The organism is Streptomyces sp. FIT100 (assembly GCF_024584805.1).
GTDB lineage: Bacteria > Actinomycetota > Actinomycetes > Streptomycetales > Streptomycetaceae > Streptomyces.
This window is the reverse complement of record NZ_CP075715.1, coordinates 7,364,662-7,390,966: the sequence shown is the minus strand read 5'-3', so window position 1 is coordinate 7,390,966 and position 26,305 is coordinate 7,364,662. Positions and strand designations below refer to the sequence as shown.

Genomic DNA, 26,305 nt, shown 5'->3' with positions numbered 1-26,305 from the left:
CCACGCAGGCACCCAGGCACCCAGGCACCCGGCACCCAGGCACGCACGTACTCAGGCACACGTGGACACGTGCACGCACGCAGGAGAACCGCAATGGCGACACTGCTGTCCGTCAACGTGGGGATGCCCAAGGACGTCCCCTGGCAGGGAAGGACCGTCCGCACCGGTGTGTGGAAAGCCCCCGTGGACGGCCCCCGGATGGTACGGCGGCTGAACATCGACGGCGACGGGCAGGGAGACCTGGCCGGGCACGGCGGCGAGATGCGCGCCGTTCTCGTCTACCAGTCGCAGTCCTACCGGTACTGGCAGGAGCAACTCGGCCGCGACGACCTGACCTTCGGGATCTTCGGGGAGAACTTCACCGTCGACGGGCTCTGCGACGACGACGTGTGCATCGGCGACCGGTACCGCATCGGCGAAGCCGAATTCGAGGTCACCCAGCCCCGTGTCACCTGCTACCGCGTCGGCATGCGCCTGGGCGAGCCCGCCATGGCCTCGCTCCTGGTGGCCCACCGGCGCCCCGGCTTCTACCTGCGCGTCCTCACCGAGGGACACGTCCGGGCCGGCGACGAGATCACCCTCGTCCGCAAGGGCCCGGAAGAGCTCAGCGTCGCCGAGACCGACGCGCTGCTCTACCTACCCCACCGCGACCCGGCCCGGTTGCGGAAGGCGCTGGACATCCCCGCCCTCAGCCCCGGATGGCAGCAGTCCTTCCGCGAACTCGCCTCCGCCCAGCAGCACCAGCAGCACCAGCAGGACGAGCCGGACCAGCAGCCCGGGCAGGAACCAGGATGGGCGGGCTTCAGAACCCTGCGCGTCGCCCGTATCGTCCCCGAGACCCCCACCGTCTCCTCGATCCACCTCGACTCGGCCGACGGCACGCCGCTCCCCGAGGCCCGGCCCGGCCAGTACCTGTCCCTCCGCGTCGCCACAGGCGATGGCGCCCCCACGGTGCGGAGCTACTCCCTGTCCGCCGCGACCGGCGCCGGCACCTACCGCATCAGCGTGAAACGCGAGCCCCACGGCCGGGTCAGCGGCCACCTCCACGCCAGCCTCCACCCCGGGGACCTCGTGGACGTCGCGAGCCCCCGCGGGACCTTCGTGCTCGACCAGGGCGCCGGCCCCGTCGCCCTGGTCTCGGCAGGGATCGGCGCCACGCCCGTACTGGCGATGCTCCACCGGCTCGCCGCCGTACGCGACCCGCGCCCCATCTGGTGGATCCACACAGCCCGCGACCGCGCCCACCACGTCTTCGCGGACGAGGCCCATGCGCTGGTGGCCCAACTCCCCCACGGCCATGAGCACATCCACTACACCGCGGCGGGCTCCGGCACAGCGACGCGCGAAGCCGGATCCCGGCCCGACGCACCCCACATCCACCAGGGCCGCATGACCGCCCGCTCACTGGCCGAGACGGGCGTCCCCCAGGACGCCGACGCCTACCTCTGCGGACCGCCCGCCTTCATGGACGACGTCGGCCGCCGGCTGCGCGAACACGGCCTGCGCCCCGAGCGCATCCACACCGAGGCGTTCACCGCCCTGCCCGCCGTCAACCCCGGTATCACGCCGACCGCCCCGGTCCGGCCGCACCAGCCGCCCGGCCCCACGGGCACCGGCCCGCTCGTCACCTTCGCCCGCAGCGGGATCACCACACCGTGGTCACCGACCCGGACCTCGCTCCTCGAACTCGCCGAGGACTGCGACATCCCCACCCGCTGGTCCTGCCGCACGGGCGTCTGCCACACGTGCGTCACGCCGCTCGTCTCGGGCGACGTCACCTATGCCCCCGAGCCCCTCGAACCACCCGAGGCCGGCACCGTCCTCGCCTGCTGCAGCCGCCCGACGACCGAAGTCGTCCTCGACCTCTGAGCCGCAGGACACGTTTAGGGGGTGTCCGGTGGATCATGCTGGGCTCGCGACGCCCTGCGACTCCGTCTCCCGCGTTGTCGTCGGTCACCACCTCCCCCGTAGCCCTCCGGGCACGGGAGGACCCCCACCGCGTTGTCTCCCTCCTCCGCCTTGGATCCGAAGCCCCATGACGCCGCTCGCTGATCCAGCCTGATCCACCGGACACCCCCTAGACGCAGGAGGGACACAGCCCCCGGTACGTGACCTCGACCTCGGAGACCGTGAAGCCGAACCGCTCCTCCGCCGGAAGGTCGGCCAGCGGATTGCCCGTCGGGTGCACATCGCGGATCGTGCCGCAGTTGGAGCACACCAAGTGCTGGTGCGGGTGGTGCGCGTTGGGGTCGTAACGCTTGGCGCGGCCCTCGGTGGAGACCTCTATGACCTCGCCGAGGGAGACCATCTCGCCCAGGGTGTTGTAGACGGTCGCCCTGGAGATCTCGGGCAACCGCTGTGCCGCCCGGGCGTGCACCTCGTCGGCCGTCAGATGCACGTGGTCGCCGTCGAGGACCTCCGCAACGACACGTCGCTGGGAGGTCATTCGCCAGCCACGCCCTCGCAGTCGCTCCAGCAGGTCACTCATGTCGGTTCACCTATTCAGGTCCGGTTGGGCACGCAAAGTTTACCAGTGGACGTCCGGGTTCCCATCGGGTACGGGGTTGGCGCGCTTCTTGACTTGGATCCTGTCCATCGTAGGATCGGATCGGGCGATAGCCAAGGGACAGGAAGACTCCAGTACGGCACCAGTACGGCAGGAGACAGAGACGTGACGGGACCAGGGCCGTATTTCCCTTCAAGTCGTGCGTGAGGCTCTCCACGCGCTCGCCGCGGCGGGGCTCGTACCGCATCGAACCGGACTGTGCTCCGACTGTTCCACCGCCCCTCAGTTCCAGAGCACCGTGATCCGCCTGGTCCGGAAGGATTCCCATGTCTGAGAACCATGATGCAATCGTCGTAGACGCGAAGACGGAGGGCGCAGGTGGCTGCCCCGTCGCGCACGGGCGCGCGCCGCACCCGACGCAGGGCGGCGGAAACCGCCAGTGGTGGCCGGAGCGGCTCAACCTGAAGATCCTCGCCAAGAACCCCGCCGTGTCCAACCCTCTCGGCGAGGAGTTCGACTACGCCGAGGCGTTCAAGACGCTCGACCTCCCGACGGTGAAGCGGGACATCGCCGAGGCGCTGACGACCTCTCAGGACTGGTGGCCCGCCGACTTCGGCCACTACGGCCCGTTCATCATCCGGATGGCCTGGCACAGCGCGGGCACCTACCGGATCAGCGACGGCCGCGGCGGCGCCGGCGCCGGCCAGCAGCGTTTCGCCCCCCTCAACAGCTGGCCGGACAACGGGAACCTCGACAAGGCCCGCCGACTGCTGTGGCCGGTCAAGAAGAAGTACGGCCAGAGCCTCTCGTGGGCCGACCTCATGATCCTCGCCGGCAACGTCGCCCTGGAGTCGATGGGCTTCGAGACCTTCGGCTTCGGCGGCGGCCGTGAGGACGTCTGGGAGCCCGACGAGGACGTGTACTGGGGCCCCGAGACGACCTGGCTCGGCGACGAGCGCTACACCGGCGACCGGGAGCTGGAGAACCCGCTCGGCGCGGTCCAGATGGGCCTCATCTACGTCAACCCGGAGGGCCCCAACGGCACTCCGGACCCGATCGCCGCGGCCCGCGACATCCGTGAGACGTTCCGCCGGATGGCGATGAACGACGAGGAGACGGTCGCCCTGATCGCGGGCGGTCACACCTTCGGCAAGACCCACGGCGCGGGCCCTGCGGACGCCGTCGGTCCCGACCCCGAGGCCGCCCCGATGGAGGAGCAGGGCCTCGGCTGGCGCAACAGCCACGGCACCGGCAAGGGCGGCGACGCGATCACCAGCGGTCTCGAGGGCATCTGGACGAACACCCCGATCACCTGGGACAACAGCTTCCTGGAGATCCTGTTCGGCTACGAGTGGGAGCTCTTCAAGAGCCCCGCGGGCGCGCACCAGTGGCGGCCGAAGGACGGCGCCGGCGCGGGCACGGTGCCCGACGCCCACGACGCGTCGAAGACCCACGCGCCGACCATGCTGACGACCGACCTCTCGCTCCGCTTCGACCCGGCCTACGAGCAGATCTCGCGGCGCTTCCTGGAGAACCCCGACGCGTTCGCGGACGCCTTCGCCCGCGCCTGGTTCAAGCTGACCCACCGCGACATGGGCCCGATCGTGCGCTACCTCGGCCCGGAGGTCCCGGCCGAGACGCTGCTGTGGCAGGACCCGCTGCCCGAGGTGACGCACGAGCTCGTCGACGCCGAGGACATCGCCGCCCTCAAGGGCCAGATCCTCGCCTCGGGCCTGTCGGTGCCCCAGCTCGTCTCCGCCGCGTGGGCCTCGGCCGCTTCCTTCCGCGGCAGCGACAAGCGCGGCGGCGCCAACGGTGCGCGCATCCGCCTCCAGCCGCAGAGCGGCTGGGAGGCCAACGACCCCGACGAGCTGGCGGCGGTGCTGCGGACCCTGGAGGGGATCCAGCAGTCCTTCAACACCGCCGGGGCCGGCGGCAAGCAGATCTCGCTCGCCGACCTGATCGTCCTCGCCGGCGCCGCGGGCGTCGAGAAGGCCGCCGAGGACGCCGGCTTCGACGTCGAGGTCCCCTTCACGCCGGGACGCGCCGACGCCTCGCAGGACCAGACCGACGTGGAGTCGTTCGCCGCACTCGAGCCCATCGCCGACGGTTTCCGCAACTACCTCGGCAAGGGCCACCGCCTGCCGGCCGAGTACCTGCTCCTCGACCGGGCGAACCTGCTCACCCTCAGCGCCCCCGAGATGACGGCCCTCGTCGGTGGCCTCCGCGTCCTCGGCGCGAACCACCAGCAGTCGCCGCACGGCGTCCTCACCACGACGCCCGGGTCGCTGACCAACGACTTCTTCGTCAACCTGCTCGACCTGGGCACGACGTGGAAGGCGACGTCCGAGGACGCGAACACCTTCGAGGGCCGCGACACCGCCACGGGCAAGGTCAAGTGGACCGGCACCCGTGCCGACCTCGTCTTCGGCTCGAACTCCGAGCTGCGCGCGCTCGCGGAGGTCTACGCGAGCGATGACGCGAGGGAGAAGTTCGTGCACGACTTCGTCGCGGCGTGGGACAAGGTCATGAACCTCGACCGGTTCGACCTCGTCTGATCAAGACAGGCCAGGACCGGTCAGGGCTGGTCAGGGACTGATCACGACTGACCGGGACGTCCGGGTCGGCCCTTTCGGGGCGACCCGGACGTCCTCGGTTCCGGGCGCGGGTACGGACGGTCAGTCGGACAGCGCCATGAAGTCCTGCGGCTTCAAGGGGCGGTTGACGATGCGGGTGTCACCTATCCACCCGTAGAAGCCCTGCCCGAAAGCCTCGTCGAACTGGGTCGCTCCGATGACGAACGGCTTGCCCAGCGTGGCGATGCCCGTCGAGGGCTGGGCGGGATTGCGGGCGATCTTCGAACCGTCGACGTACATCACCGTGCGCCGGCCGTCGTTGACCAGGGCGATGTGCATCCAGCGGCCCACCGGCACCGCGTGGCTCCACGAGGTCGGGTCGGCGTCCTGCTTGTGCGGATAGACCACGAACTGCAGGAAGCGCTCGGGCGACAGGTTGAGGCTGCAGGTGGGCTCGTCGGGGGACCAGCCGGTGGTCTTGCCTGCGTCGCCGCTGCGTCCCTCCCAGCTCAGGATGCCCATCCAGGCGTGGTCGCCCTCGAACGGCTCGGGGAGCTTGACGAAGATCTCGATGGTGTAGCCCGAGGTGAACTTCTCGGAGTTGAGCGGGGCGTGGGCCGCGGTGGTCAGGACCGCACCGCGGTCCGGCTGCTTGCCGCCGTCGAAGCGGAGGCTGGCGTGGGCCGGCTGCCCGCGGTGGTGCTCCGTCGACCAGGTGAGGACCTCGGGGGCGCCGGAGTGCAGCCGGGAGGCCGTGAGGTCGTTGCCGTGCCCGCTGAGGTCGCGCACCACCGTGCCGGACCCGACCGGCGTGCCGTCCTTGCCCGGCGCCGCCGTTCCGGAGGCGTCGAAGCGCCAGTACGCGACGGTGCCGCGCGGCATCACCGCGGCGGCCGGACGGGGCCTCGGCGGTACGACGGGGGCGAAGCCGGCGAATCGCCGCTCGAAGTCGATGTCCAGACCGAACCGGTCCGTGTCTCCGGTCAGTTCGACCGTCTCGGCCTCCAGGAGCGTGCGCTTCTCCGGGTCGCGGTCGAGGAACCAGGGCGAGAACGTCTCCACGTCGATGGTCTTGCGGGCCAGGTCGAAGCCGTAGAGGCGGATCATTCCGGCGCCGCCGTAGTAGCGGTCCTGGTAGTTGGTGATGTGTACGTGGACATCGTTGTCGGCGTCGTTGGTCAGGACGGTCCGCCCCGGGGGCCAGTAGTGCCCGCCGAGCGCCAGGAAGATCTGGTCGTTGCCGCGGATGATGCCGTCCCAGAGCCGCTGTCCGTGGGTCGACAGCTGCGCCCGGCCCTCGTCGTCGGCCCACGCGAGGTCGTGCGTGGTCAGGATCGCCGGAAGCGTCGGGTGCGCGTCGAGGACCCCCTGCGCCCAGCGCAGGCCGGCGTCGGAGATCCGCCAGTCCAGCGCGAGGACGAGCCATTCGCGACCGGCGGCACGCAGGATGTGGAAGGTGTTGTACCCGTCGGGCGACGCGCCGCCGAACGTCGGCATGGACGCGTACCGGTCCGGTCCGAAGGAGGACAGGTACGCGCTGTCGCCCCGCTGGTCGTCGGTGCTCGACTTGATGTCGTGATTGCCGGCGAGAACGCTGTACGGGACCTTGCCGTGGATGGTGCCGAAGGTGTCCGCGGCGAGTTCGATCTCGTCGCTCGTACCGTGCTCGGTGACATCGCCCAGGTGGGTCATGAAGGCGATGTTGGCTTCCTCCCGCTCCGATACGAGATAGCGGAACGTGGCCCGCAGCGGTTCGGGATCGGAGCTGTCGGCGTCGAAGAGGTACTGCGTGTCCGGCAGCACGGCGAGTGCGAACCGCGGGCTCTCCGCGTCGAAGCGGCCGGACGCGCCGGGCCGTGACGCGGTCGTACGCGACGCGGCCTCGGCGGGCGTCCCGCCCCCGGCCACGGCGACCGCGCCGGCCGCCGGAACGGCCATCGCGGCTTGCAGCAACGCCCGTCTGCGAGGCCGGCTGGTGGGCAGGCTCTGCCCTTCTGCGTTCATCTGTGCGCTCCTCATTGCCATGAAGGTCGGCAAACGACCCTCAACCAGGGCGCACTGTGCTAGATGGCCGTGACCGTGCGGTGGCAGTCGGCTGAACGCCCTCTCCCGTTCCTGCACGGCCGGTTCACCGCGAGAGCATCCGGCGGTGGCTGAGGTCGCACCGCTGTCGAAAACGGGAGGCAGGAGCCACAGCACCGCTGACAGGATGGGCCGCACTCCAGGACGACGAGAAGGGACCGCAGAGACGTGGCCCGTGCCATCACCCTGATCCGCTCCGACACCCTGTCCCAGGTGGCCGAGTACGCCTACGCAGCCACGGCGCCCGCCGAGTCCCGGCTCGTCTTCCTCGCCGGAGCGTGTCCGCTCGACGAGGACGGCTCCACGGCTGCGGTCGGCGACTACGCCGGCCAAGCGGCGAAGGCGATCGCGAACATGCGAGCCGCCCTCACCGCCGCCGGCGCGTCGCTCGAGGACGTCATCAGCACACGGGTCCTCGTCGCCTCCACCCGGCGGGAGGACCTCGTGACCGCCTGGGAGGTGGTCCGCGACTCATTCGGCGACCACGACGTCCCCAGCACCCTGATGGGCGTCACCGTGCTCGGCTACAGAGACCAGCTCGTGGAGATCGAGGCCATCGCCGCTGTCATCGATCCGTAGACCCGCGAACCACCGAACGGGTGGGCGTGGTCGTCGCCACCGCCGGGCGGGGGCCCCTCGGTGCTACGCGCCGCGAAGGGCCCGCGCCTCCGCCTGGGTCTCCACGGCGGGGGCCGACCCCGGCAGCGGGCGGCCGGCGGACTCCGCCATGAACCAGACCGCCGCACCGCCGACGACCGCCGCGACCATCATGTAGTACGCGGGCATCATCACATTGCCCGTCGCGCCGATGAGGGCCGTGACCACCAGCGGGGTCGTACCGCCGAAGAGCGAGACCGAGACGTTGAAGCCGATGGACAGGGAGCCGTAGCGGACGCGGGTGGGGAAGAGGGCCGGAAGGGCCGAGGGCATCGCCGCGGTGAAGCAGACGAGGAGCAGGCCCAGTGCGCCCATGCCCAGGGCGATGGCGAACAGGCTGCCCTGGCGGATCAGCAGCAGCGCGGGGACGGAGAGGAAGAAGAAGCCCACGCAGCCCGCGATGATCACCGGGCGGCGGCCGACGCGGTCCGACAGGGCGCCCGCGAACGGCTGCACGATCATCATCAGCGCCATGACGCCGAGCACCACCAGCAGGCCGTGGGTCTCGTCGTACCGGAGCTCACTGGTCAGATAGCTCGGCATGTAGGACAGGAGCATGTAGTCCGTGACGTTGAAGACGAGGACGAGGCCCATGCACAGCAGCAGGGACTTCCACTGCCCGGTGACCATGTCGCGCAGCGGCACCTTCGGCCGCTCGCGCTCCTCGCGCGCCGCCTTCTCCAACTCGGCGGCGAACGCCGGGGTCTCCTCCAGCTTCGTCCGCATGTAGAGGCCGATGATGCCCATCGGGCCCGCGATCAGGAACGGGATGCGCCAGCCCCAGGACAGCAGGTCGTCGGAGGACAGCAGCGCCGTCATCAGGGTGACGAGACCCGCACCGGCGATGTATCCGGCGAGGGTGCCGAACTCCAGCCAGCTGCCGAGGAAGCCGCGCTTCTTGTCGGGTGCGTACTCGGCGATGAACGTCGTCGCGCCCGCGTACTCGCCGCCCGTCGAGAAGCCCTGCACCAGCCTGGCCACGAGCAGCAGGATCGGTGCACCCACGCCGATCGCCGCGTACGAGGGGATCAGGCCGATGGCGAAGGTGCCGGCCGCCATCATGATCATGGTGAGGGCGAGGACCTTCTGCCGGCCGATACGGTCGCCCAGCGGGCCGAAGACCATGCCGCCGAGCGGGCGGACGAGGAAGGCCGCGGCGAAGGCGCCGAAGGTGGAGAGCAGCTGGGCGGTGGGGTTGCCGGACGGGAAGAAGACCTTGCCCAGGGTCACGGCGATGTAGCTGTAGACGCCGAAGTCGAACCACTCCATCGCGTTGCCGAGCGCGGCCGCCTTCACAGCCCGCTTGACGAGTGCGGGGTCGGTGACGTTGACGTCCGCGGCGGTGCCCCGTCCGTGGTGGGGGGCTTTGCTCAGGGTCGGTGCGAGGGTAGTGGCGCCCGGCAAGGTTCCGCTCGCCTGCCTTTCGGTCGACTGCAAGGACAAAAGCCGCCCAATCGGGCGGCCCGGATATCGACCATAGACTCAGCCGTGCACCTTGCTCACAGTGAGCGCGAGCTGACGCCATGCAGGGAAAGGGCGCCTGTCCAGGCACGACGCAGGCATCCGCGCCCTTCGGAGCACCGAGAGTTTGTGACACATGTCGCGGGCCCGGGCGGAACCGCCCCGGGGCGGAGCCCACCTCACTGGAGGTCCTCCACCTCGCCCTCCTCCTCGTCCGGGATGGTGTGCATGGCCGCCTCCTCGGCGGATGCCGCCCCACCGTCGACGCCGACGTCGTGGGCGATCATGTCGACGGCGCAGCCCGTGGCATCGATCTCCGGAAGCAGCCTGCCGGTGCGGGCGTCCCCGGCCTCTTCGTCCACGGGTTCGCCGTCGGCCGGCAGATCGCCGATGCCGTCCCCCTCGGGCGGCTCCACGTCCGACAGCTCCTGCGCCAGGCGCTCGTCCAGGGGCGCGCCCCGCATCTGCTCCTCGCCCGTGGTGCCGAACCTGTCCACGCCCAGCGGCCGCTCCAACGGGGAATAGCCCTCGTCGAGGGTGCCGTCGAGGTCCGGCTCGTCGAGCACGTTCTGCAGGTCGAGATCGTCGGCGGGTGGGTTCTTCACATCGGAGAACTCCGGCTGGTAGACGTCGTCGCCTCTCGCCTCGTCCGACATCGCGTCCTCCTTTCCCACGCGCTTCCCGGCCCCGAGTGACGAAATACGCCCTGTTTATGCCATACCCGAAAATCGCTTCGCCCGGACCGCCCGGACCGCCCGGACCGCCCGGACCGCCCGGACCGCCCGGACCGCCCGCAGCCCACGGCCCACGGCCCACAGCCCGCAGCTCTCAGCGCTCGTCGACCGCGGGCCCCAGTCCCGGCGCGCCCCACACCGGGAACCAGCGGCTCAGGTCGGGCTCGATCCGCAGGTCGTCCGCGAGCAGGGACCTGATCTGGAGTTCCAGGGCGTTGTCGCGCTTCTCGTGCGCTCCGGGGAGCGGTGCGAAGGGGTAGAACGTGCCGCGTTTGTAGAGGTAGACGAGTGCCGGCGAACGCTCCCCGACGGCGTCGCGGAAGCCGATCAGGGAGCAGAGCAGCTGCGGGCCGAAGCCGGCGTCCTGGAGCAGGGTGTTGACGGCGTGCAGGTCGTTGACCAGGGAGACCGTGTCGTCGACGGGGTGGCGGGCCAGGAGCCAGGTGTAACCGTAGGCGTCCTGGCCGAACTCGACGGGTACGCCGCCCCGGCCGGTGTCGGCGTCCAGGAGCTGGCGTACGTCCTCCTGGATCCTGGCGAACGCCCCGCCTTCCACACTGGCGAAGCAGACCGAGCCCGCGCCGGTCGGCAGGAGTCCGGCGCCCGCCTGGAGGGTGATCGCGGCCGCGGGCAGGGCGAAGAGCTGGTCGAGGTCGGGGCGTACCGGCTTGGTGCGGCCGAGGATGGTGTCGAGGAGTCCCACGGGGAAAGCGCCTCCGTCCCGGGCGGCGGTGTCACGCGCGGCCGAGCTGGGTCGAGATCCTGGCCAGCTGGTCAAGGCGCTGCTCCAGCGTCGGATGCGAGGAGAGCAGCCGGCTCAGGCTCTCCTTGGAGGAGAACGCGGGGGCGAACCAGAACGCGTTGAACGGCTCCGCCTTGCGCAGGTCCTGGGTCGGGATCCGCGCCATCTGGCCCGTCACCTTCGTCAGTGCCGAGGCGAGCGCCGAAGGACGTCCGGTGAGCAGCGCGGCGGCGCGGTCGGCGGACAGCTCGCGGTAGCGGGAGAGCAGCCGGGTCAGCAGGAAGCTGATGGCGTAGACGACGGCGCTGACCAGGGGCACGAGGAGCATGGCGATGGCCGTGTTGCTGTCACGGCTGCTCCGGCCGATGCCGGTGTAGAGCCAGACGCGGGTCATCATGCCCGCGAGCACGCCGAGGAACGAGGCGATGGTCATCACCGCCACATCGCGATGGGCGACGTGCGAGAGCTCGTGCGCCAGGACGCCCTCCAGCTCCTCCGGCTCCAGACGGCGCAGCAGACCGGTCGTGGCGCAGACCAGGGCGGTGCTCTGGTTCCGGCCGGTGGCGAAGGCGTTCGGGACGTCGCTGTCGGCGATCGCCACGCGCGGCTTGGGCATGTCGGCGAGGGCGCAGATGCGGTCGACGGCGCCGTGCAGCTCGGGCGCCTGCTCGGGCGTGACCTCGCGGGCGCCCATGCTGTACGCCGCGATCCGGTCGCTGAACCAGAACTGCGCGACGAAGAGGCCGCCCGCGACCACCAGGATGACGGGCCACGCGTTCTGGAGGGCGACCAGCAGGACGCCGACGAAGACCACGTAGACGAGCCCGATCAGGAACATCGTCGTCACCATGCGGGTGGTGAGGCCCCGATCCGGGGCATAGCGTGAACGAGGTCCGGGACCTGGCATCTCACTCACCTTCCAGGCCGAGCCGTGCTGCCGTACCCCCCTCCCTCGATTGTGCTCCTTTCGCGGTCGGCTCGCGGTCGGCCCGTGGGCGGTTCGTGGGCGGTTCGTGGGCGGTTCGTGGGCGGCGAAACCCCCAGGTCAGCGCGTCCGCCCGCGCGGCTTCAGCGGCACCGGCGGGAGCTCGGGGGCGGCGAGGGGGTCGCCGTCGTAGCCCTTGACCTCGCCGAAGCGGGGGCCGGTCATCCAGTCCGAACGGGCTTGCTGGATCTCCTCGTTCGTGCGGCCGATGAAGTTCCACCACATGACGATCTCCTCCTCGAACGGTTCACCGCCGAGGAGCATGAGGGCCGCGTCCGACTCGGCGCGCAGGGGCAGTTCCGTGCGGCCGCAGCCCAGGTAGAGCATCGATCCGGGGAGGACGGGCACGCCGTCGACATGGGCCTCGCCCGACATGGAGAGGACGGCGTACTCGAAGTCGGGTTCGAGGGGGAGGCGGGTTTCGGTGCCGCGGGTGAGGGCGAGGTCCGCGCCGATGATCGGGGTGTAGACCGTGCCGGGCGAGGCGGCGCCGTCGAGGTCGCCCAGGATGACCGTGGCGGTCAGTCCGGGAGCGGTGATCTGCGGCAGCTCGGGGTGGTGCTGGAAGTGGGGCTCCACGTGCCGGTGCGCCTCGGGGAGGGCGACCCACAGCTGGGCACCGTGGAGGAAGCGCGCGTGGGACCTGGGGCTCTCCTCGGAGTGGCTGATCGCCCGCCCCGAGGTCATGAGCCCGAGCTCGCGCGGGCGGATCGTCTGGAGGCTGCCGACGCTGTCGCGGTGCAGGACCTCGCCGTCGTGCAGCCAGCTGACGGTCTGCAGGCCCATGTGCGGATGCGGCGGGACCTGCATACCGGGCTCGTCGGCGATGTCGTCGGGGCCGTAGTGGTCGACGAAGCACCAGGCGCCGACCATGCGGCGGCCGAGGTTGGGGAGCAGGCGGCGCACCTCGGTGGATTCGCCGAGCTGGACGCGGCGCGGGGTGAGGAGCTCACGCACCGGCTCGGCGACGACGAAGCCGCGGCCGCCGCAGACGGAGAGCGAAGCCTGACGATCAAGATTGCTCATGGTGCCCAACCTAGTGCCGTGCGCGTGCCGCGTACCGCATCACGCCGTTGTGGAACATTCAACCACTTCGGGGGGTTGACGCCACCGCGGGCACCGAGCGGGGCCCGGAGGCAGCCCGGCGCCCGCGGTACGGGACCACGGGGCCACAGGGCCACAGGGCCACAGGGCCACAGGCGGAAGGAGAGAAAGTGAGCGAGCACACTTACGAGTTCGGCACGGCGGCGGACCGCTGGAACCGGGCGAACATGTTCTTCGAAGCCAAGGAGTACCTCACGGCCGCGCGCATCCTCGGCGGACTGGTGGCCGAGGTCCCGGAGCAGGTCGGACCCCGGCTGCTGCTGGCCCGTGCGTACTACCACTCCGCCCGGCTCCACAAGGCCGAGGCCGAGCTGCGCGCCGTGCTGGAGCGCGACCCCGTGGAGCAGTACGCCCGGTTCATGCTCGGCCGGACGCTGCAGCGGCAGGGACGGGGCGACGAAGCAGCCCCGCACCTGCGGATGGCGGCGGCGATGTCCGGGGAGTTCCCGGACGCCGGGTGAGCCTGCCGTCGTCCTGCCGTACCGCCGCCAGCCCCCTGTGAAAGTTATTGACAGCATCCCGACGCGATGGTGTAACTAACTTTCACCCGACGTTGATCGTCGTCGTCCGCCGCGCACCAGCGACGCCGAAGGGGGCACCCACCCATGACCACCTCCGTGCACGGTCCTGCCGAGGCGTCCCCTGCGTCCCCTGCGTCGCCGCGTTCCCGCAGAGCGCTGGTCGCGGGCTCGGTCGGGAACTTCATCGAGTGGTACGAGTTCGGTGTCTACGGCTACTTCGCCACGATCATCGCCGCCAACTTCTTCACCCCGGAGGGCGGCAGCGACGTCGAGGCCCTCGTCAAGACGTACGCCTCCTTCGCGCTCGCCTTCTTCTTCCGACCGGTCGGCGCCGCCCTCTTCGGACGTGTCGGCGACCGGATCGGGCGCCGCCCCACGCTGATCATCGTGGTCCTGCTGATGACCGGCGCCACGACGCTGATCGGTCTGCTGCCGACATACGCGACGCTCGGCAGCGCCGCCCCGTGGCTGCTCACGCTCCTGCGCGCGGTCCAAGGGCTCTCCGCGGGAGGGGAGTTCGGGGGCGCCGTCTCGATCATGACGGAGTTCGCCCCGCCGGGCAGGCGCGGCCTGTACGGGTCGTGGCAGTCGTTCACGGTGGCGCTCGGCCTGCTCGGGGGCGCCGCGACAGCGGCGGTGCTGGCGACCGTACTGACCGCGGACCAGCTCGACTCCTGGGGATGGCGGGTGCCGTTCCTGCTCACGCTGCCCATGGGTCTGGGTGCCCTGTGGCTGCGGCTGAGGCTGGACGAGACCCCCGCCTTCCTCCAGGACCGGGAGGAACGTACGGCATCCGCCGGGAGCCCGGCGGATGCGACGAGGCCGGCGGATGGAACGCGGCCGGCGGGTGCGACGACCCGTGAGACCGTCAAGGCCATCGCGCTCGGAGCGGGCCGGCTGATGGGCTGGTCGGCGGCCGGGTACACGTTCCTCGTCGTCATGCCCTCCTACCTCCAGAGCGTCCTCGACGCGACCTTCCGGCAGGCGCTGATCGCCACCGTCGTCGCCAATCTCGGGTTCGCCGCGGCGATCATCCCGGCGGGCGCCCTGAGCGACCGGATCGGCAGGCGCGCGGTGATGACGAGCGGCGCGGTGCTGGCCGCGGTGCTGGCCTTCCCGCTGCTCAACGTGTTGCAGGACGCGTCCGTCCCGGCGGCCGCCAAGGGCTTCGCGGTGCTGGCCGCCGGTGCCGTGGTCGGGCTGATGGCGGGCCCGGGGCCCGCGATGCTGGCGGAGATGTTCCCCACCCACGTCCGCTACACCGGGCTCGGTCTCGCTTACGCGCTGTCGAACGCGGTCTTCTCCGGCTGCGCGGGCCTCATCATCACCGAAACGATCAAGCGGACCGGCAATATCGACATCCCCGCCTACTACGTGGGTGCGGTCTGCGCGGTCAGCGTGTTCGCCCTGGCCACGCTGCGCGGCGACGACCACCGTCGCGCACTGCGCGACCGATGAGGAGCGGGGTGAGGCCGGGACGCGGGAGGAGAGAGCGCGGATGCGGGAGGAGAGGCCGGGGATGCGGGTCATCGGGCTGATGTCGGGCACCTCGTACGACGCCGTCGACGCCGCGGCCGCGGATCTGGCGCTGCGCGGGGACCGCCTCGAACTGACGCCGCTGGGCATGGTGAGCGCCGCCTACCCCGCCGAGGTGCGCGCCGCGCTCGCCGCCGCGCTGCCCCCGGCGAAGACCACGATGCAGCAGGTGTGCATGCTCGACACCCGTATCGGCCAGGCGTTCGCGTCACTCGCCGTACGGGCCGACCGCGAGCTGTGCGACGGGCGCACGGACCTCGTCTCCTCCCACGGGCAGACCGTCTGGCACTGGGCCGAGGACGGCCAGGTGCACGGAACGCTCCAGCTCGGCGAGGCCGCCTGGATCGCCGAGGCCACCGGCCGCCCGGTGGTGTCGGGGCTGCGCACCCGCGACGTCGCCGCCGGCGGTCAGGGCGCTCCCCTGGTGAGCCTCGTGGACGTCATGTGGCTGCGCGGGCGTCCCGGTACACCCGTCGCCCTGAACCTCGGCGGGATCGCCAACATCACCGTGGCCGCCGGGGACCGCGACCCGGTCGCGTTCGACACCGGCCCGGCGAACGCGCTCGTCGACGCGGCCGTGCACCACTTCACCGGGGGCAGGCTCGCCTACGACGAGGACGGGGCGCTCGCGGCCCGCGGCAGCGTCCGGCCCGGGCTGCTGCGGCGGCTCCTCGACGAGCCGTACTACGCCGCGCCGCCGCCCAAGACCACGGGCAAGGAACTGTTCCATCTGCCGTATCTGCTCGGCGCCCTGACGGAGTGCGGCGACGGCCCGCTGCCGCCGCAGGACGTGGTCGCGACCGTCACGGAGCTCACGGCGCGCACCGTGGCCGACGCCGCCCGTGCCGTAGGGGCGACCGAGGTCATCGCCTCGGGCGGCGGCACACGGAACCCGACGCTCATGGCCAGGCTGCGCACGGCACTCGGCGGAGTCCCGCTGCGCACCTCGGACGAGCTCGGGCTGCCGTCGGCGGCCAAGGAGGCGTACGCCTTCGCGGTGCTCGGGTTCCTGACGGCCAACGGACTCGCCGGGACGCTGCCGGCCTGCACCGGTGCCCGCCACGCCGGTGTCCTCGGCTCGATCACCCCGGGATCCGGCGGGCTGCGCCTGCCCGAGCCCGCGGCCGAACGGCCCGTGCGGCTGGTGCTGTCACCGGGGCCGGGTGCGGATGCGGCTCGGTAGCGAACGCGGCGCCGGCTCAATAGCGGTCACCGGGGGCGCCCGTGTCCACGGCGCCGTCCTTGTCGCTCCCCGCGCGGCAGATCTCGAAGACCGCCTCGCCCGCGGCCGAGTCCCAGCCCGCCGCCGGCCTCACCCGAGCCCCGACCCACACCATGTGCGGGTCGACACCGATCACACGGCAGCGGAACATGAAGCCTTCGGGAAAGCGGATCAGCGACTCGTTGCGCGCGACAGCGGTGTTGCGGTGTACGACGGATGTGCGGACGACGACGCCCGCGCCCTCGCTCTGTTCGGGATCCAGGTCGCTGGAGGCGCACACGGGGCAGAGCAGCCTCCGGAAGGAGGCCGTACCGCACCAGCGGCACCGCTGGTAGGTGAGAACGGTCTCCTGGCGCACTGAGTTCACCACGTCTCGACTCCCTGCACTCGGGCCGGAATGCGCACCGGGCCAGCGGCTCGGCGCCAGGGCACCGTATGGCACTGAGTGCCGAGACGTAAAGATACTGAGTGCCATTATCGCGCTGTCAGCGGGGCTCCAGGGCCGCCTCGATCCTCTGGACCACACGCCAAATGGGTGTACCCCGCCGGGTCACGAGGACGACGACGTCGTCGTCGCCCGACTCCGCACCACCGCCGTTCGCCGGGGCGCCTGACGTGTCGTCGGCTGTCGCCGGGACCCTCGTCCCGGCCGCCGTCGCGGCGGCCGTCTCGGCGGCGGAACCCCACACGTCCAGCACGAGCCCGAGCGCATGGTCCACGGCAGCCTCGGCATCGCCTTCGCCGCCGGAACGCAGCCAGGACCGCAGCGCGTTGTTGTGCGCGGCGACCACGGCCGCGGCGATCACATCGGCCCGCAGCGCCCCGTCCGGCCGGCCGGCGTACCGGCCGTGCAGATAGCCGGCGAGGGTGCGTTCGTAGCGGCGCACCACGGACAGTTCGTACGTCCGCAGTCCGGGCACCTCGCGGGTGAGGCGGTAGCGCTGGACGGAGAACTCCGGGTCCGCCGCGTACATCCGCAGCACCAGCCGGGCCGCGTCGCAGACCGCGGCCACCGGGTCCGCCGCGTGCTCGGCCGCGGCCAGGAACTGGGTCATGTCGGCCAGGCAGCGCTCGTGGTCCGGGAAGACCGCGTCCTCCTTGGAGGGGAAGTAGCGGAAGAAGGACCGGCGGCCGACCCCGGCCCGCGCCACGATGTCGTCCACCGTGGTCTGCTCGTATCCGCGCTCCAGGAAGAGCTCGAACGCCGCCTCGGCGAGCACCTCCCGCATGGGGCCCTGTTTGCGCACCTCACTCATGCGGGGAACCTAACACCGGATCGCCTTTTTGGCACTGAGTACCTTTACTACGGGAACTGAGTGCCATACGCTCGCTGAGCGGAGCAGCGCTTCCAACCGAACCAGCAGAGTCAGTAGGAGAGCCGGCGTGAGCTTGAGGATCGTTGTCACTGTGAAGTTTGTGCCCGACGCGACTGGTGACCGGCGTTTCGGTGATGACCTGACGGTTGATCGGGACGATGTGGACGGTCTGCTTTCCGAGCTGGACGAGTATGCGGTGGAGCAGGCGTTGCAGATCGCGGAGGCGTCGGGTGATGCGGAGGTCACTGTGGTGACGGTGGGTCCGGAGGATGCCCGGGATGCGTTGCGTAAGGCGTTGTCGATGGGTGCGGACCGGGCGGTTCATGTCGAGGACGATGATCTGCACGGTTCGGATGTGATGGGCACGTCGTTGGTGCTGGCGAAGGCGATCGAGAGGACCGGTTTCGACCTGGTCGTCTGTGGTATGGCCTCGACCGACGGCACGATGGGGGTGCTGCCGGCGATCCTGGCGGAGCGGTTGGGTGTTCCGCAGGTCACGCTGCTGTCGGAGGTTGCGGTCGAGGGCGGTGTGGTCACGGGTCGGCGGGATGGTGACACCGCGTCGGAGCAGTTGGAGGCGTCGCTGCCGGCCGTGGTGTCGGTGACGGACCAGTCGGGCGAGGCGCGTTACCCGTCGTTCAAGGGGATCATGGCGGCGAAGAAGAAGCCGGTGGAGTCGCTGGACCTGTCCGATCTGGAGATCGACGCGGACGAGGTGGGTCTGGAGGGTGCCTGGACCGCGGTGGATTCCGCGGTCGAGCGTCCGGCCCGCAGCGCGGGCACGATCGTCAAGGACGAGGGCGAGGGCGGCAGGCAGCTGGCCGCGTTCCTGGCCGGGCAGAAGTTCATCTGAGCCCCGGCCCTTCACCCCAACCGCCCCGCTCACCCCGCCCGCCCCGCCCGCCCGCTCGTCCCGTCTCGCATACTTTGCACGCAGGAGAGAAGACGTTCCATGGCTGAAGTTCTCGTCTATGTCGACCACGTGGACGGTGCCGTCCGCAAGCCCACGCTGGAGCTGCTGACGCTGGCCCGCCGTATCGGTGAGCCGGTCGCCGTCGCGCTCGGCCCCGGTGCCGAGGCCACCGCCGCTACGCTCGCCGAGCACGGCGCGGTCAGGGTCCTGACCGCCGATGCCCCCGAGTTCCCGCCGACTATCTGGTGGTCCCGAAGGTGGACGCGTTGCAGGCCGCCTACGAGGCCACCTCGCCGGTGGCGGTGTTGGTGCCGTCCTCGGCCGAGGGCAAGGAGATCGCCGCGCGTCTGGCGGTGCGGATCGGTTCGGGCATCATCACCGACGCGATCGATCTGGAGGCCGGCGAGCAGGGTCCGGTGGCCACGCAGTCCGCGTTCGCCGCCGCGTTCACCACCACCTCCCGGGTGTCCAAGGGCACGCCGGTCATCACCGTGAAGCCGAACTCGGCCCCGGTCCAGGCCGCCCCGGCCGCCGGTAGTGTCGAGGCGCTGACGGTGTCCTTCGGTGAGCAGGCCACCGGCACGAAGATCGTCTCCCGCACGCCGCGGGAGTCGACCGGCCGTCCGGAGCTGACCGAGGCCGCGATCGTGGTCTCCGGCGGCCGCGGTGTCAACGGCGCGGAGAACTTCGCGATCATCGAAGCGCTCGCCGACTCCCTGGGTGCCGCGGTCGGTGCCTCCCGCGCCGCGGTCGACGCCGGCTGGTACCCGCACTCCAACCAGGTCGGCCAGACCGGCAAGAGCGTCTCCCCCCAGCTGTACATCGCCTCCGGTATCTCCGGCGCGATCCAGCACCGGGCCGGCATGCAGACCTCCAAGACCATCGTCGCGATCAACAAGGACGCCGAAGCCCCCATCTTCGACCTCGTCGACTACGGCATCGTCGGCGACCTCTTCGACGTCGTCCCCCAACTCACCGAAGAAATCAACACCCGCAAGAGCTGAACCCGACACCCCCCACCACCACGGGGCCGCGCGGTGAACCCCACCCCGCGGCCCCACGCCATACCGGGAGGCTCAGCGCGCCGACGGCTCCTCCGCGAGGAACTCCACCACCGCCAGCGCGAACAGCAGCACGAGCGCGATCCCGAGCACGACCCAGCCCGTGGGATAGCTCCACAGCACGAACGAGAGCACCGCCGCGGCCACGAGCACCCAGGTGATCCAGGCCCGGTAGCGGTGGACGAACGGCCCGACCGGGCCGGTGCGCAGACCGGCGCGGTCGGCGGTGGAGCGGACCGCGCCGATACCCGAGTTCCACAGCTGGCGCACGAGCGTCGCCACACGGCCGGGGCCGCTCAGCCAGGCGCCGAGCGCGATCACGACACCGAGCGCGGCGGTCATCCGGATCGTCGTGCGCAGATAGTGCGTCAGGGCGTCGTAGACGGAGGCCGCAGCGGGCTGGGACACGCTGTCCGGCAGGGCGTTGAGGTACATCACGCGGAAGATCGTCAGGGCCAGGCCGAGCAGCAGTGTGGCCACGGCCAGGCCGAGCGCCCCGGCGACCAGCGCGCGGCGGCGGCGGACGGAGAGCAGGACACCGGCGGCGACCAGCAGCACCGAGAGCACCGGCAGCCAGAAACCGGCGATCTGGAGCAGCCGGAAGCCCGTCTTCACCTTGCCGATGTTGTCGGCGCGCAGGACGGTGAAGTCGGTGTGGACCTCGGGGATCTTCGCCGCCACCGTCAGTCCTTCGTCGACGAGGCGCTGCTTCAGCTGGTCGATGACCGGGGCGAGATCGATGGACACCGAGTCGTTCTTGATCTGCACCGCGCCGCCGCCGCTGCCGGTCAGGGCCTTGTCGACGGCGGAGTGGATCGTGCGGTTGGCATCGACCCAGATCTTCTTGAACACTTCGGAGGCGACCACGTCCTGGGCCCTGTCCCGGACGAAGCCGGCGATCGCGTCCTCCAGCGGGCCCCCCAGTCTGCCGAGGGCCTGTGCGAGGCGGGGACGGTCGGCCGGGGCCACGTCTTCGAGGAGGGTGGGCAGGTCGAGGTGGTCCATCACCGCGTCCGCGGCCCGGTTCGCCACGGCCGCCTGGACGTCCGGGTCCGAGGCGAGCGGCGCGACCGTGTCGACGTACCGGTCCGTGTCGCCGACCTCGCTCGACGCCCACGCGGAGACCGCGCCGAACGGGGCGAGGATGCATCCGATGACGATCAGCAGCGCGGCGAGAAAGGATTTCGTCACGTGCCGCCGGGGCCGGGGCTCCGCACGGGCGGCTTCGAGCACCGCGACGCGTTCGCGCAACTGTTCCAGTTCGGTGCGGCCGTCCTCACCGCCGTTCCCACCCGGCGGCCCGGATGATCCGGATGATCCGGATGATCCGGACGGTGTGGAGGGCCGGGGCGCCCCGGGCGGCTTGGAGGGACCGGGCGCCCTGGACGGCTCCGACGGTCCGCGCGGCGGCTCGGAAGGGTCGGCGCCGCCCGCGTCGGGGCCCGGTGCTGCGCTGTCGGGCATGGCGAGTCCTCCCGGTCGAGTCCAGTCCTCCCAGTACGTACGGGGATCGCTGTCAGCAGATCGCACGCCGAGGGCGGGCGCGAGCCGTCCGGTCCGTACGGGTGCACGTCGCGCAGCGCGACGGTTCTCGTGCTGAGTGGTGGCCTGTGCCTGATCCGGGGAGACCAGCCGCCGAGCTGACACCCGATCTGTCGAAGTCGCTGCTCAGGGAGGTAATGGCCGGCCCGGGGCATCGTCCCGGGCTGCCGGCGCGGTTGCGCTCGGGCGCATGGTCCGGCGGCGGGCCAGGCGGTCGAGCGGCTCACTGCGGAGCATCCGGACGTGCCCCGACCGGCTCCGAGGGCTGGTCGTCACGCGGGGCAGCCGTGCCTGCGTGTCGCAGGGGGCCTTCGTGGGCGGGCCCTTCCTGGTGCTCATCCCGGTCGCGTTCTGCGCGGCGCTGCTGAGTCAGGCGCGTACCGTGCTCGCACTGGTCGTGCCGGGCGTCGCACGCCCGGCACGACCTACCCACCGAACACCCCTAGGGAGTGTCTTCACAGTGGCGTCGTCCGCCCGAAGGGCGTGCCCGGCGGCGTCTGGTACGTGCGATCGCCAGGCAGAGGACGGAGTCCATGCGGTGGGGACACCTCCCGTACCCGAAGGGCCACGGGGGCGGGGACACCTCCCAGGCGCGAGCTCAGGGGGAGGAGCGTGCCAGACGTCACCGGGCAGACGGGACTTCGAAGACACGACCTAGCCCCGGTACGTCTCCAGCAGACGCAGCCACACCTCGCTGATCGTCGGGTACGACGGGACCGCGTGCCAGAGGCGGTTGATGGGGACCTCGCCCGCGACCGCGATCGTCGCCGAGTGGAGGAGCTCGCCGACGCCGGGGCCGACGAAGGTGGCGCCGAGGACGATCTCGCGGTCGAGGTCGACGACCATGCGGGCCCGGCCGCGGTAGTCGTCGACGAAGAGGCCGGCTCCGGCGACGGACCCGAGGTCGTAGTCGACGGCGCGCACGCGGCGGCCGGTCGCCTCGGCCTCGGCGAGGGAGAGGCCGACCGAGGCGGCCTCGGGGTCGGTGAAGACGACCTGCGGGACGGCGTCGTGGTCGGCGGTCGCCGCGTGGGCGCCCCAGCGGTCCGTTTCGAGGAGAGGGACGTGCTGGGCGCGGGCGGCGATCGCGGCGCCCGCGATGCGGGCCTGGTACTTGCCCTGGTGGGTCAGCAGGGCACGGCGGTTGACGTCGCCGACCGCGTACAGCCACTCGGAGCCCTCGACCCGGCAGCTGTCGTCGACGCGCAGCCAGGAGCCGGGGTCGATGCCCACGGTCTCCAGGCCGATGTCCTCGGTGCGGGGGGCGCGTCCGGTGGCGAAGAGGATTTCGTCGGCGTCGATCAGCTCGCCGTCGTCGAGGACCACGGTGACCGGTCCACCGCCCCCGTCACGCTGTACCGCGGCGACCGAGACGTCCGTGCGGACCCTCGCACCGGCCTCGGTGAGCGCGTCGGCGACGAGCTCGCCGACGAACGGCTCCATACGCGGCAGCAGCCCCTTGCCGCGGACCAGCATGGTGACCCGGGAGCCGAGCGCCTGCCAGGCGGTGGCCATCTCGGTGCCCACCACTCCCCCGCCGACCACCACCAGCCGCCCGGGCACGGACTGCGCGCTGGTCGCCTCGCGGCTGGTCCACGCCTTGGCGCCGACGACGCCGGGGAGGTCCGGCAGGACGGCGCGGCTGCCGGTGCAGACGGCGACGGCGTGCCGTGCGATCAGCACATGGTGCTCGTTCCCGGGGCCGGAGACGACGACCTTGCGGGGGCCGTGCAGGCGTCCCTGGCCGCGGTAGAGGCGGGCGCCGGTCGACTCCAGCCAGCGGACCTGGCCGCCGTCCTTCCAGTGGGAGGCGTAGTCGTCGCGGTGGGCGAGTACCTCGGGGGCGTCCAGCGGGCCCTGCACGGCGCTGCGCACGCCGGCGACGCGGCGGGCGTCGGCACGGGTGATGACGGGCCGGAGCAGCGCCTTGCTCGGCATGCACGCCCAGTACGAGCACTCGCCGCCGACGAGTTCGGACTCCACCACCGCGGTGCTCATTCCGGCGGCCCTCGTCCTGTCCGCCACGTTCTCGCCGGTCGGCCCCGCGCCCAGCACCACGACGTCGTACTCCATGGCTTCCGTCATACGGACAGTGTGGTGGTACGTGTGCGCCGTGGCCACATGGGCAGGCGGAATACGGCCGCCCCCTGCGCCGTTGTGGGGGGCGGGTCCGGACGGACACCAGGAAGAGGTAAAGAAGTAATGAGCACTGTTGAGCTCACCAAGGAAAACTTCGATCAGGTTGTCGCCGACAACGAATTCGTCCTGATCGACTTCTGGGCTTCCTGGTGCGGACCGTGCCGCCAGTTCGCCCCGGTCTTCGAGAAGGCTTCGGAGCGCCACCCCGATCTCGTCTTCGCCAAGGTGGACACGGAGGCGCAGCAGGAGCTCGCGGCGGCGTTCGAGATCCGCTCGATCCCCACGCTGATGATCGTCCGTGACAAGGTGGCGGTCTTCGCCCAGCCCGGGGCGCTGCCGGAGCCGGTGCTGGAGGACGTGATCGGGCAGGCCCGCGGGCTGGACATGGACGAGGTGCGCAAGTCGATCGCGGAGGCGCCGCAGGCGCAGTGAGGCAGTGAGCGGGCGGGGTCCGGGCCGCCGCCGCCCTCGCCCGGAGCGGCGACGGCCCGGCCCGGCCCGGCACCGGGGCCCCGTGGGACGGAGCGCCTGCCGGCCCGGGCCGCGCCGCTCACGCGCCGTACGTGATCCGGACGTCCGTGAACCCGAGGGAGCGCAGGAGGCCTTGCAGCATCCTCGTGGTGTTCTGCTCGGCCTGTGCGGTCAGCCGGCTGTCCTTCGCCGCGGCCGCGATGTGCTTCGTCGCCAGTTGCTGGACCGCCTGTTCGTTGTTGGGGTTGTCCGAGAAGAAGTCGCCGAGCCGGTCGAACAGCCCGCGCTGCTTCGAGACGGCGTAGGACCGGTCGGGGTCGAGGGCCGGCTTGCCCAGGGCCGCGTGCGGGAGCCTGATGGTGGCGGAGGTGCGGGCGTCGTTGACGGTGATGTCGTCCTCGGCGAGGCCCTCCATGTCGACGTACGCGTCCACGGTGCCGGCGCCGACGTACAGCGTCCTCGTGCCCCGCAGCGCGTCCGGCAGGTACTTGGCGTCCTTCTCCAGGTCCACGACGACCTGGAAGTTGCCCGTGGCGGCCTCGTAGCGGCTGATGTCCTGGATGGACTCGAGGAGCGCCGGGCCCGAGCGGTCACGGGTTTCCTCGCCGAACACGTCGTCGAACGACGGCAGCAGGCTGAGGCGCATTGCCGCCACCAGCACCACGGCCACCAGAGCCGCACCGCCCAGCACCTTCGCCCACCACGGCACAGCTTTGCCAGAACTCATGAGGGTGTTTCCCTGCCCTTCTGTACGGATGCCCTCGTGCTGCGGCGATCAGGCGACGGCCATACCCGAGTCATCACCCTGCGATGTCCTTGCCATGTCCTTGCCATATTCATACTCGTACCCCGTCCGCCGCCCGATCCGCTGACCGGATCCGGTGGCTTCGAAGGAGTCGCCCGCGCCGCGTCGACTGCCTACCATCGATCATCGGAAGGTCTTCGTGCAACGCGCCAAGAGCGGCTTGCGGAGAGGCGCTTGTGCGCCGCGAGTCGGGTACCCGGGAAGCCCGGCCCTAGGTCGTGTCTTCAAAGTCCCGTCTGCCCGGCGACGCCTGGCACGCACCCTCGCCGCGTTGTCGTCGGTCGCCGATGTCCCCCGTAGCCCTTCGGGCACGGGAGGTGCCCCCACCGCATGGACTCCCTCCTCCGCCTTGCGATCGCACCCACCAGACGCCGCCAGGCCCGCCCTTCGGGCGGACGACGCTACTCTGAAGACACTCCCTAGAACGGATGACCGGGCGCCTCCCTGCGTACGGTCGTCCAGCGCAGCTCGGTGAACGCGTCCAGGTTGGCCTCGCCGCCGAAGCGCGCGCCGGAGCCCGACGCGGCGACGCCGCCGAACGGGGCGACGGCCTCGTCGTTGACCGTCTGGTCGTTGATGTGGGCGATGCCCGTGGGGATCCGGTCGGCGAGTTCGAGCCCGAGCGCGGTGTCGCGGGTCACGATGCCCAGCGAGAGTCCGTACGGTCCCGCGGACGCGAGCGCGGCGGCCTCGTCGAGCGTGCCGAACGGACGGACCGGTGCGACCGGGCCGAAGACCTCCTGCGCGTAGGCGGGCGTGTCGTCGTCGACGCCCGCGAGCACGGTGGGGCGGTAGAAGAGCTCACTGTGCGTGCCACCGGCGGCGAGCACGGCGCCGTGTGCCGTGCTCGACTCGACGAGGCCGTGGATCCGGGCGAGTTGGCCCCGGTCGATGACCGGCCCGAGGTGGACCTGCTCGCGGTGCGGGTCGCCGACGGCGAGCGATTCGGCCTTCGCCGCGAGGCGTTCGACGTACTCCTCGTAGAGCGAGGCGTGCACGAGATGGCGGCCGGTGGTCATGCAGATCTGGCCCTGGTGGAAGAACGAGCCCCAGGACGCCTGGGCGACGGCGGTCTCGATGTCGGCGTCCGCCAGGACCACGAGGGCGGAGTTCCCGCCGAGTTCGAGGTGGGCGCGCTTGAGGTGGCGGCCCGCGGCCTCCCCCACGGCGCGGCCGGCGGCCGTCGAGCCGGTGAAGGAGATGAGCGGGACGCCGGGTTCCGCGACGAGCGCCTGGCCCGCGTCGGCTCCGCCGGGCAGGACGTGGAACAGTCCTTCGGGGAGTCCGGCCTCGGCGAGGACGGCGGCGAGGGAGAGGCCGCCGCAGACCGCGGTGCGCGGGTCGGGCTTGAGCAGCACGGCGTTGCCGAGCGCGAGGGCCGGGGCCACGGACCGTATGGCGAGGATGAGCGGGAAGTTGAACGGCGCTATGACACCGACGACCCCGGCGGGGACACGACGGGTGTACGACAGCCGGGGCTGGTCGCTGGGCAACACCTGGCCGGTGGGGCGGGAGGCGAGCGCGGCGGCCTCGTAGCATTCCTGGGCGGCGACGTGCAGCTCGAACTCGGCCTTGCCCGGGATCGAACCGGACTCGCGGACGAGCCATTCGCGCAGCTCGGCGGCGTGCTCGTCGAAGAGGTCCCCGGCCCTGCGGAGCACCGCGGCACGCACGAGGTGCGGGGTGCGCGCCCAGGCCGACTGGGCCGCAGCCGCCGACCGCGCGGCGGCGGAGACGTCCTCGGGCCCGGCGAGGTCCACGGTGGCGAGCGACTCACCGGTGGCAGGCTCGACGACGGCCGACTCGCCTCCCGAGAGGCTGACGGGCTGCCACGTCTTGGGGTCGAGCAGGGGCATGAAGGCTCTCCAGTCGCTCAGTTTCGATCAGTTTCGCCCAGTTGAATGCGCAACATCTAACCATGAGGGGCGCACG

21 protein-coding genes and 1 pseudogene are annotated in these 26,305 nt (G+C 71.3%); 9 read left to right on the top strand and 13 right to left on the bottom strand.

Annotated features, from left to right (window positions below; all coding sequences use genetic code 11):
• The first annotated feature begins 93 nt into the window (after positions 1 to 93).
• On the top strand, positions 94 to 1,869 hold the full coding sequence (locus KK483_RS32995; RefSeq protein ID WP_262008876.1) for an MOSC domain-containing protein: 1,776 nt from the start codon (positions 94 to 96) through the stop codon (positions 1,867 to 1,869).
• 208 nt (positions 1,870 to 2,077) lie between these two features.
• Here the strand turns inward: KK483_RS32995 and KK483_RS32990 are convergent, their stop codons facing one another.
• Positions 2,078 to 2,488, bottom strand: a complete 411-nt coding sequence (locus tag KK483_RS32990) for a Fur family transcriptional regulator (protein WP_262008875.1) — start codon at positions 2,486 to 2,488, stop codon at positions 2,078 to 2,080.
• A gap of 344 nt (positions 2,489 to 2,832) precedes the next feature.
• Here KK483_RS32990 and katG point away from each other — a divergent pair, with 344 nt between their 5' ends.
• Complete coding sequence (katG, locus tag KK483_RS32985; RefSeq protein ID WP_262008874.1) at positions 2,833 to 5,064, top strand: catalase/peroxidase HPI; 2,232 nt, start codon at positions 2,833 to 2,835, stop codon at positions 5,062 to 5,064.
• Between the two features lie 120 nt (positions 5,065 to 5,184).
• Here the strand turns inward: katG and KK483_RS32980 are convergent, their stop codons facing one another.
• Positions 5,185 to 7,086 (bottom strand): LamG-like jellyroll fold domain-containing protein, encoded by a 1,902-nt coding sequence (locus KK483_RS32980; protein ID WP_262008873.1) that lies wholly within the window; start codon positions 7,084 to 7,086, stop codon positions 5,185 to 5,187.
• Positions 7,087 to 7,332: 246 nt separating this feature from the next.
• Between KK483_RS32980 and KK483_RS32975 the strand changes: the two genes are divergently transcribed.
• Positions 7,333 to 7,743: a RidA family protein gene (locus KK483_RS32975; protein WP_262008872.1), complete on the top strand. Its 411-nt coding sequence runs from the start codon at positions 7,333 to 7,335 to the stop codon at positions 7,741 to 7,743.
• Between the two features lie 63 nt (positions 7,744 to 7,806).
• On the opposite strand, the gene proP is transcribed toward KK483_RS32975, so the two are convergent.
• The 5 genes from proP to KK483_RS32950 all read right to left on the bottom strand — a co-directional run bounded on the left by proP (position 7,807) and on the right by KK483_RS32950 (position 12,769).
• On the bottom strand, positions 7,807 to 9,195 hold the full coding sequence (gene proP / locus KK483_RS32970; RefSeq protein ID WP_262009795.1) for a glycine betaine/L-proline transporter ProP: 1,389 nt from the start codon (positions 9,193 to 9,195) through the stop codon (positions 7,807 to 7,809).
• A gap of 266 nt (positions 9,196 to 9,461) precedes the next feature.
• Positions 9,462 to 9,938 carry a DUF5709 domain-containing protein gene (locus tag KK483_RS32965; RefSeq protein WP_262008871.1) on the bottom strand — a complete coding sequence of 159 codons (477 nt, stop codon included), beginning with the start codon at positions 9,936 to 9,938 and terminating at the stop codon, positions 9,462 to 9,464.
• 172 nt (positions 9,939 to 10,110) lie between these two features.
• A complete protein-coding gene (locus KK483_RS32960; protein ID WP_262008870.1) occupies positions 10,111 to 10,719 on the bottom strand; it encodes a PspA-associated protein PspAB in 609 nt (202 codons plus the stop codon).
• A 31-nt stretch (positions 10,720 to 10,750) separates the two neighbouring features.
• The gene (htpX, locus tag KK483_RS32955; protein WP_262008869.1) at positions 10,751 to 11,665 is read right to left on the bottom strand and encodes a zinc metalloprotease HtpX; all 915 of its coding nucleotides are present in this window, start codon (positions 11,663 to 11,665) and stop codon (positions 10,751 to 10,753) included.
• 138 nt (positions 11,666 to 11,803) lie between these two features.
• Positions 11,804 to 12,769, bottom strand: coding sequence for a pirin family protein (locus KK483_RS32950; protein WP_262008867.1), 966 nt, complete (start codon positions 12,767 to 12,769; stop codon positions 11,804 to 11,806).
• Positions 12,770 to 13,014: 245 nt separating this feature from the next.
• Between KK483_RS32950 and KK483_RS32945 the strand changes: the two genes are divergently transcribed.
• From KK483_RS32945 to KK483_RS32935, 3 genes are all read left to right on the top strand, one after another.
• Positions 13,015 to 13,308, top strand: a complete 294-nt coding sequence (locus KK483_RS32945) for a tetratricopeptide repeat protein (RefSeq protein WP_399016268.1) — start codon at positions 13,015 to 13,017, stop codon at positions 13,306 to 13,308.
• 144 nt (positions 13,309 to 13,452) lie between these two features.
• Positions 13,453 to 14,826 (top strand): MFS transporter, encoded by a 1,374-nt coding sequence (locus KK483_RS32940; RefSeq protein WP_262008865.1) that lies wholly within the window; start codon positions 13,453 to 13,455, stop codon positions 14,824 to 14,826.
• 61 nt (positions 14,827 to 14,887) lie between these two features.
• Positions 14,888 to 16,087 (top strand): anhydro-N-acetylmuramic acid kinase, encoded by a 1,200-nt coding sequence (locus KK483_RS32935; RefSeq protein WP_262009794.1) that lies wholly within the window; start codon positions 14,888 to 14,890, stop codon positions 16,085 to 16,087.
• Positions 16,088 to 16,103: 16 nt separating this feature from the next.
• Here KK483_RS32935 and KK483_RS32930 read toward each other — a convergent pair whose 3' ends face one another.
• Both KK483_RS32930 and KK483_RS32925 read right to left on the bottom strand, forming a co-directional pair.
• Positions 16,104 to 16,496, bottom strand: coding sequence for a Zn-ribbon domain-containing OB-fold protein (locus KK483_RS32930; protein WP_262008864.1), 393 nt, complete (start codon positions 16,494 to 16,496; stop codon positions 16,104 to 16,106).
• 115 nt (positions 16,497 to 16,611) lie between these two features.
• Positions 16,612 to 17,355 (bottom strand): TetR family transcriptional regulator, encoded by a 744-nt coding sequence (locus KK483_RS32925; RefSeq protein WP_399016265.1) that lies wholly within the window; start codon positions 17,353 to 17,355, stop codon positions 16,612 to 16,614.
• Between the two features lie 154 nt (positions 17,356 to 17,509).
• Here KK483_RS32925 and KK483_RS32920 point away from each other — a divergent pair, with 154 nt between their 5' ends.
• Together KK483_RS32920 and KK483_RS32915 are read left to right on the top strand one after the other, a co-directional pair.
• Positions 17,510 to 18,295, top strand: coding sequence for an electron transfer flavoprotein subunit beta/FixA family protein (locus tag KK483_RS32920; RefSeq protein ID WP_262003220.1), 786 nt, complete (start codon positions 17,510 to 17,512; stop codon positions 18,293 to 18,295).
• Positions 18,296 to 18,394: 99 nt separating this feature from the next.
• Positions 18,395 to 19,359 (top strand): annotated as a pseudogene (locus KK483_RS32915) (electron transfer flavoprotein subunit alpha/FixB family protein).
• Positions 19,360 to 19,431: 72 nt separating this feature from the next.
• Here the strand turns inward: KK483_RS32915 and KK483_RS32910 are convergent.
• Complete coding sequence (locus KK483_RS32910) at positions 19,432 to 20,607, bottom strand: hypothetical protein (protein WP_262008861.1); 1,176 nt, start codon at positions 20,605 to 20,607, stop codon at positions 19,432 to 19,434.
• 1,005 nt (positions 20,608 to 21,612) lie between these two features.
• Positions 21,613 to 23,043 (bottom strand): NAD(P)/FAD-dependent oxidoreductase, encoded by a 1,431-nt coding sequence (locus tag KK483_RS32905; protein ID WP_262008860.1) that lies wholly within the window; start codon positions 23,041 to 23,043, stop codon positions 21,613 to 21,615.
• Between the two features lie 117 nt (positions 23,044 to 23,160).
• Here KK483_RS32905 and trxA point away from each other — a divergent pair, with 117 nt between their 5' ends.
• Positions 23,161 to 23,529: a thioredoxin gene (gene trxA / locus KK483_RS32900; RefSeq protein WP_262008859.1), complete on the top strand. Its 369-nt coding sequence runs from the start codon at positions 23,161 to 23,163 to the stop codon at positions 23,527 to 23,529.
• 118 nt (positions 23,530 to 23,647) lie between these two features.
• On the opposite strand, the gene KK483_RS32895 is transcribed toward trxA, so the two are convergent.
• Both KK483_RS32895 and KK483_RS32890 read right to left on the bottom strand, forming a co-directional pair.
• The gene (locus KK483_RS32895; RefSeq protein WP_262008858.1) at positions 23,648 to 24,295 is read right to left on the bottom strand and encodes a DUF4230 domain-containing protein; all 648 of its coding nucleotides are present in this window, start codon (positions 24,293 to 24,295) and stop codon (positions 23,648 to 23,650) included.
• Between the two features lie 497 nt (positions 24,296 to 24,792).
• Positions 24,793 to 26,229 (bottom strand): benzaldehyde dehydrogenase, encoded by a 1,437-nt coding sequence (locus KK483_RS32890; protein WP_262008857.1) that lies wholly within the window; start codon positions 26,227 to 26,229, stop codon positions 24,793 to 24,795.
• Positions 26,230 to 26,305 lie beyond the last annotated feature (76 nt).

What these genes read in the sequence shown, in the direction of transcription:
- KK483_RS32895 (WP_262008858.1), bottom strand. Translation starts at nt 24,295, where the DNA reads ATGAGTTCTGGCAAAGCTGTGCCGTGGTGGGCGAAGGTGCTGGGCGGT.
- KK483_RS32935 (WP_262009794.1), top strand. Translation starts at nt 14,888, where the DNA reads ATGCGGGTCATCGGGCTGATGTCGGGCACCTCGTACGACGCCGTCGAC.
- KK483_RS32905 (WP_262008860.1), bottom strand. Translation starts at nt 23,043, where the DNA reads ATGACGGAAGCCATGGAGTACGACGTCGTGGTGCTGGGCGCGGGGCCG.
- trxA (WP_262008859.1), top strand. Translation starts at nt 23,161, where the DNA reads ATGAGCACTGTTGAGCTCACCAAGGAAAACTTCGATCAGGTTGTCGCC.
- katG (WP_262008874.1), top strand. Translation starts at nt 2,833, where the DNA reads ATGTCTGAGAACCATGATGCAATCGTCGTAGACGCGAAGACGGAGGGC.
- KK483_RS32995 (WP_262008876.1), top strand. Translation starts at nt 94, where the DNA reads ATGGCGACACTGCTGTCCGTCAACGTGGGGATGCCCAAGGACGTCCCC.
- KK483_RS32980 (WP_262008873.1), bottom strand. Translation starts at nt 7,086, where the DNA reads ATGAACGCAGAAGGGCAGAGCCTGCCCACCAGCCGGCCTCGCAGACGG.
- KK483_RS32925 (WP_399016265.1), bottom strand. Translation starts at nt 17,355, where the DNA reads ATGCGGGAGGTGCTCGCCGAGGCGGCGTTCGAGCTCTTCCTGGAGCGC.
- KK483_RS32890 (WP_262008857.1), bottom strand. Translation starts at nt 26,229, where the DNA reads ATGCCCCTGCTCGACCCCAAGACGTGGCAGCCCGTCAGCCTCTCGGGA.
- KK483_RS32965 (WP_262008871.1), bottom strand. Translation starts at nt 9,938, where the DNA reads ATGTCGGACGAGGCGAGAGGCGACGACGTCTACCAGCCGGAGTTCTCC.
- KK483_RS32945 (WP_399016268.1), top strand. Translation starts at nt 13,015, where the DNA reads ATGTTCTTCGAAGCCAAGGAGTACCTCACGGCCGCGCGCATCCTCGGC.
- KK483_RS32940 (WP_262008865.1), top strand. Translation starts at nt 13,453, where the DNA reads ATGACCACCTCCGTGCACGGTCCTGCCGAGGCGTCCCCTGCGTCCCCT.
- htpX (WP_262008869.1), bottom strand. Translation starts at nt 11,665, where the DNA reads ATGCCAGGTCCCGGACCTCGTTCACGCTATGCCCCGGATCGGGGCCTC.
- KK483_RS32990 (WP_262008875.1), bottom strand. Translation starts at nt 2,488, where the DNA reads ATGAGTGACCTGCTGGAGCGACTGCGAGGGCGTGGCTGGCGAATGACC.
- KK483_RS32950 (WP_262008867.1), bottom strand. Translation starts at nt 12,769, where the DNA reads ATGAGCAATCTTGATCGTCAGGCTTCGCTCTCCGTCTGCGGCGGCCGC.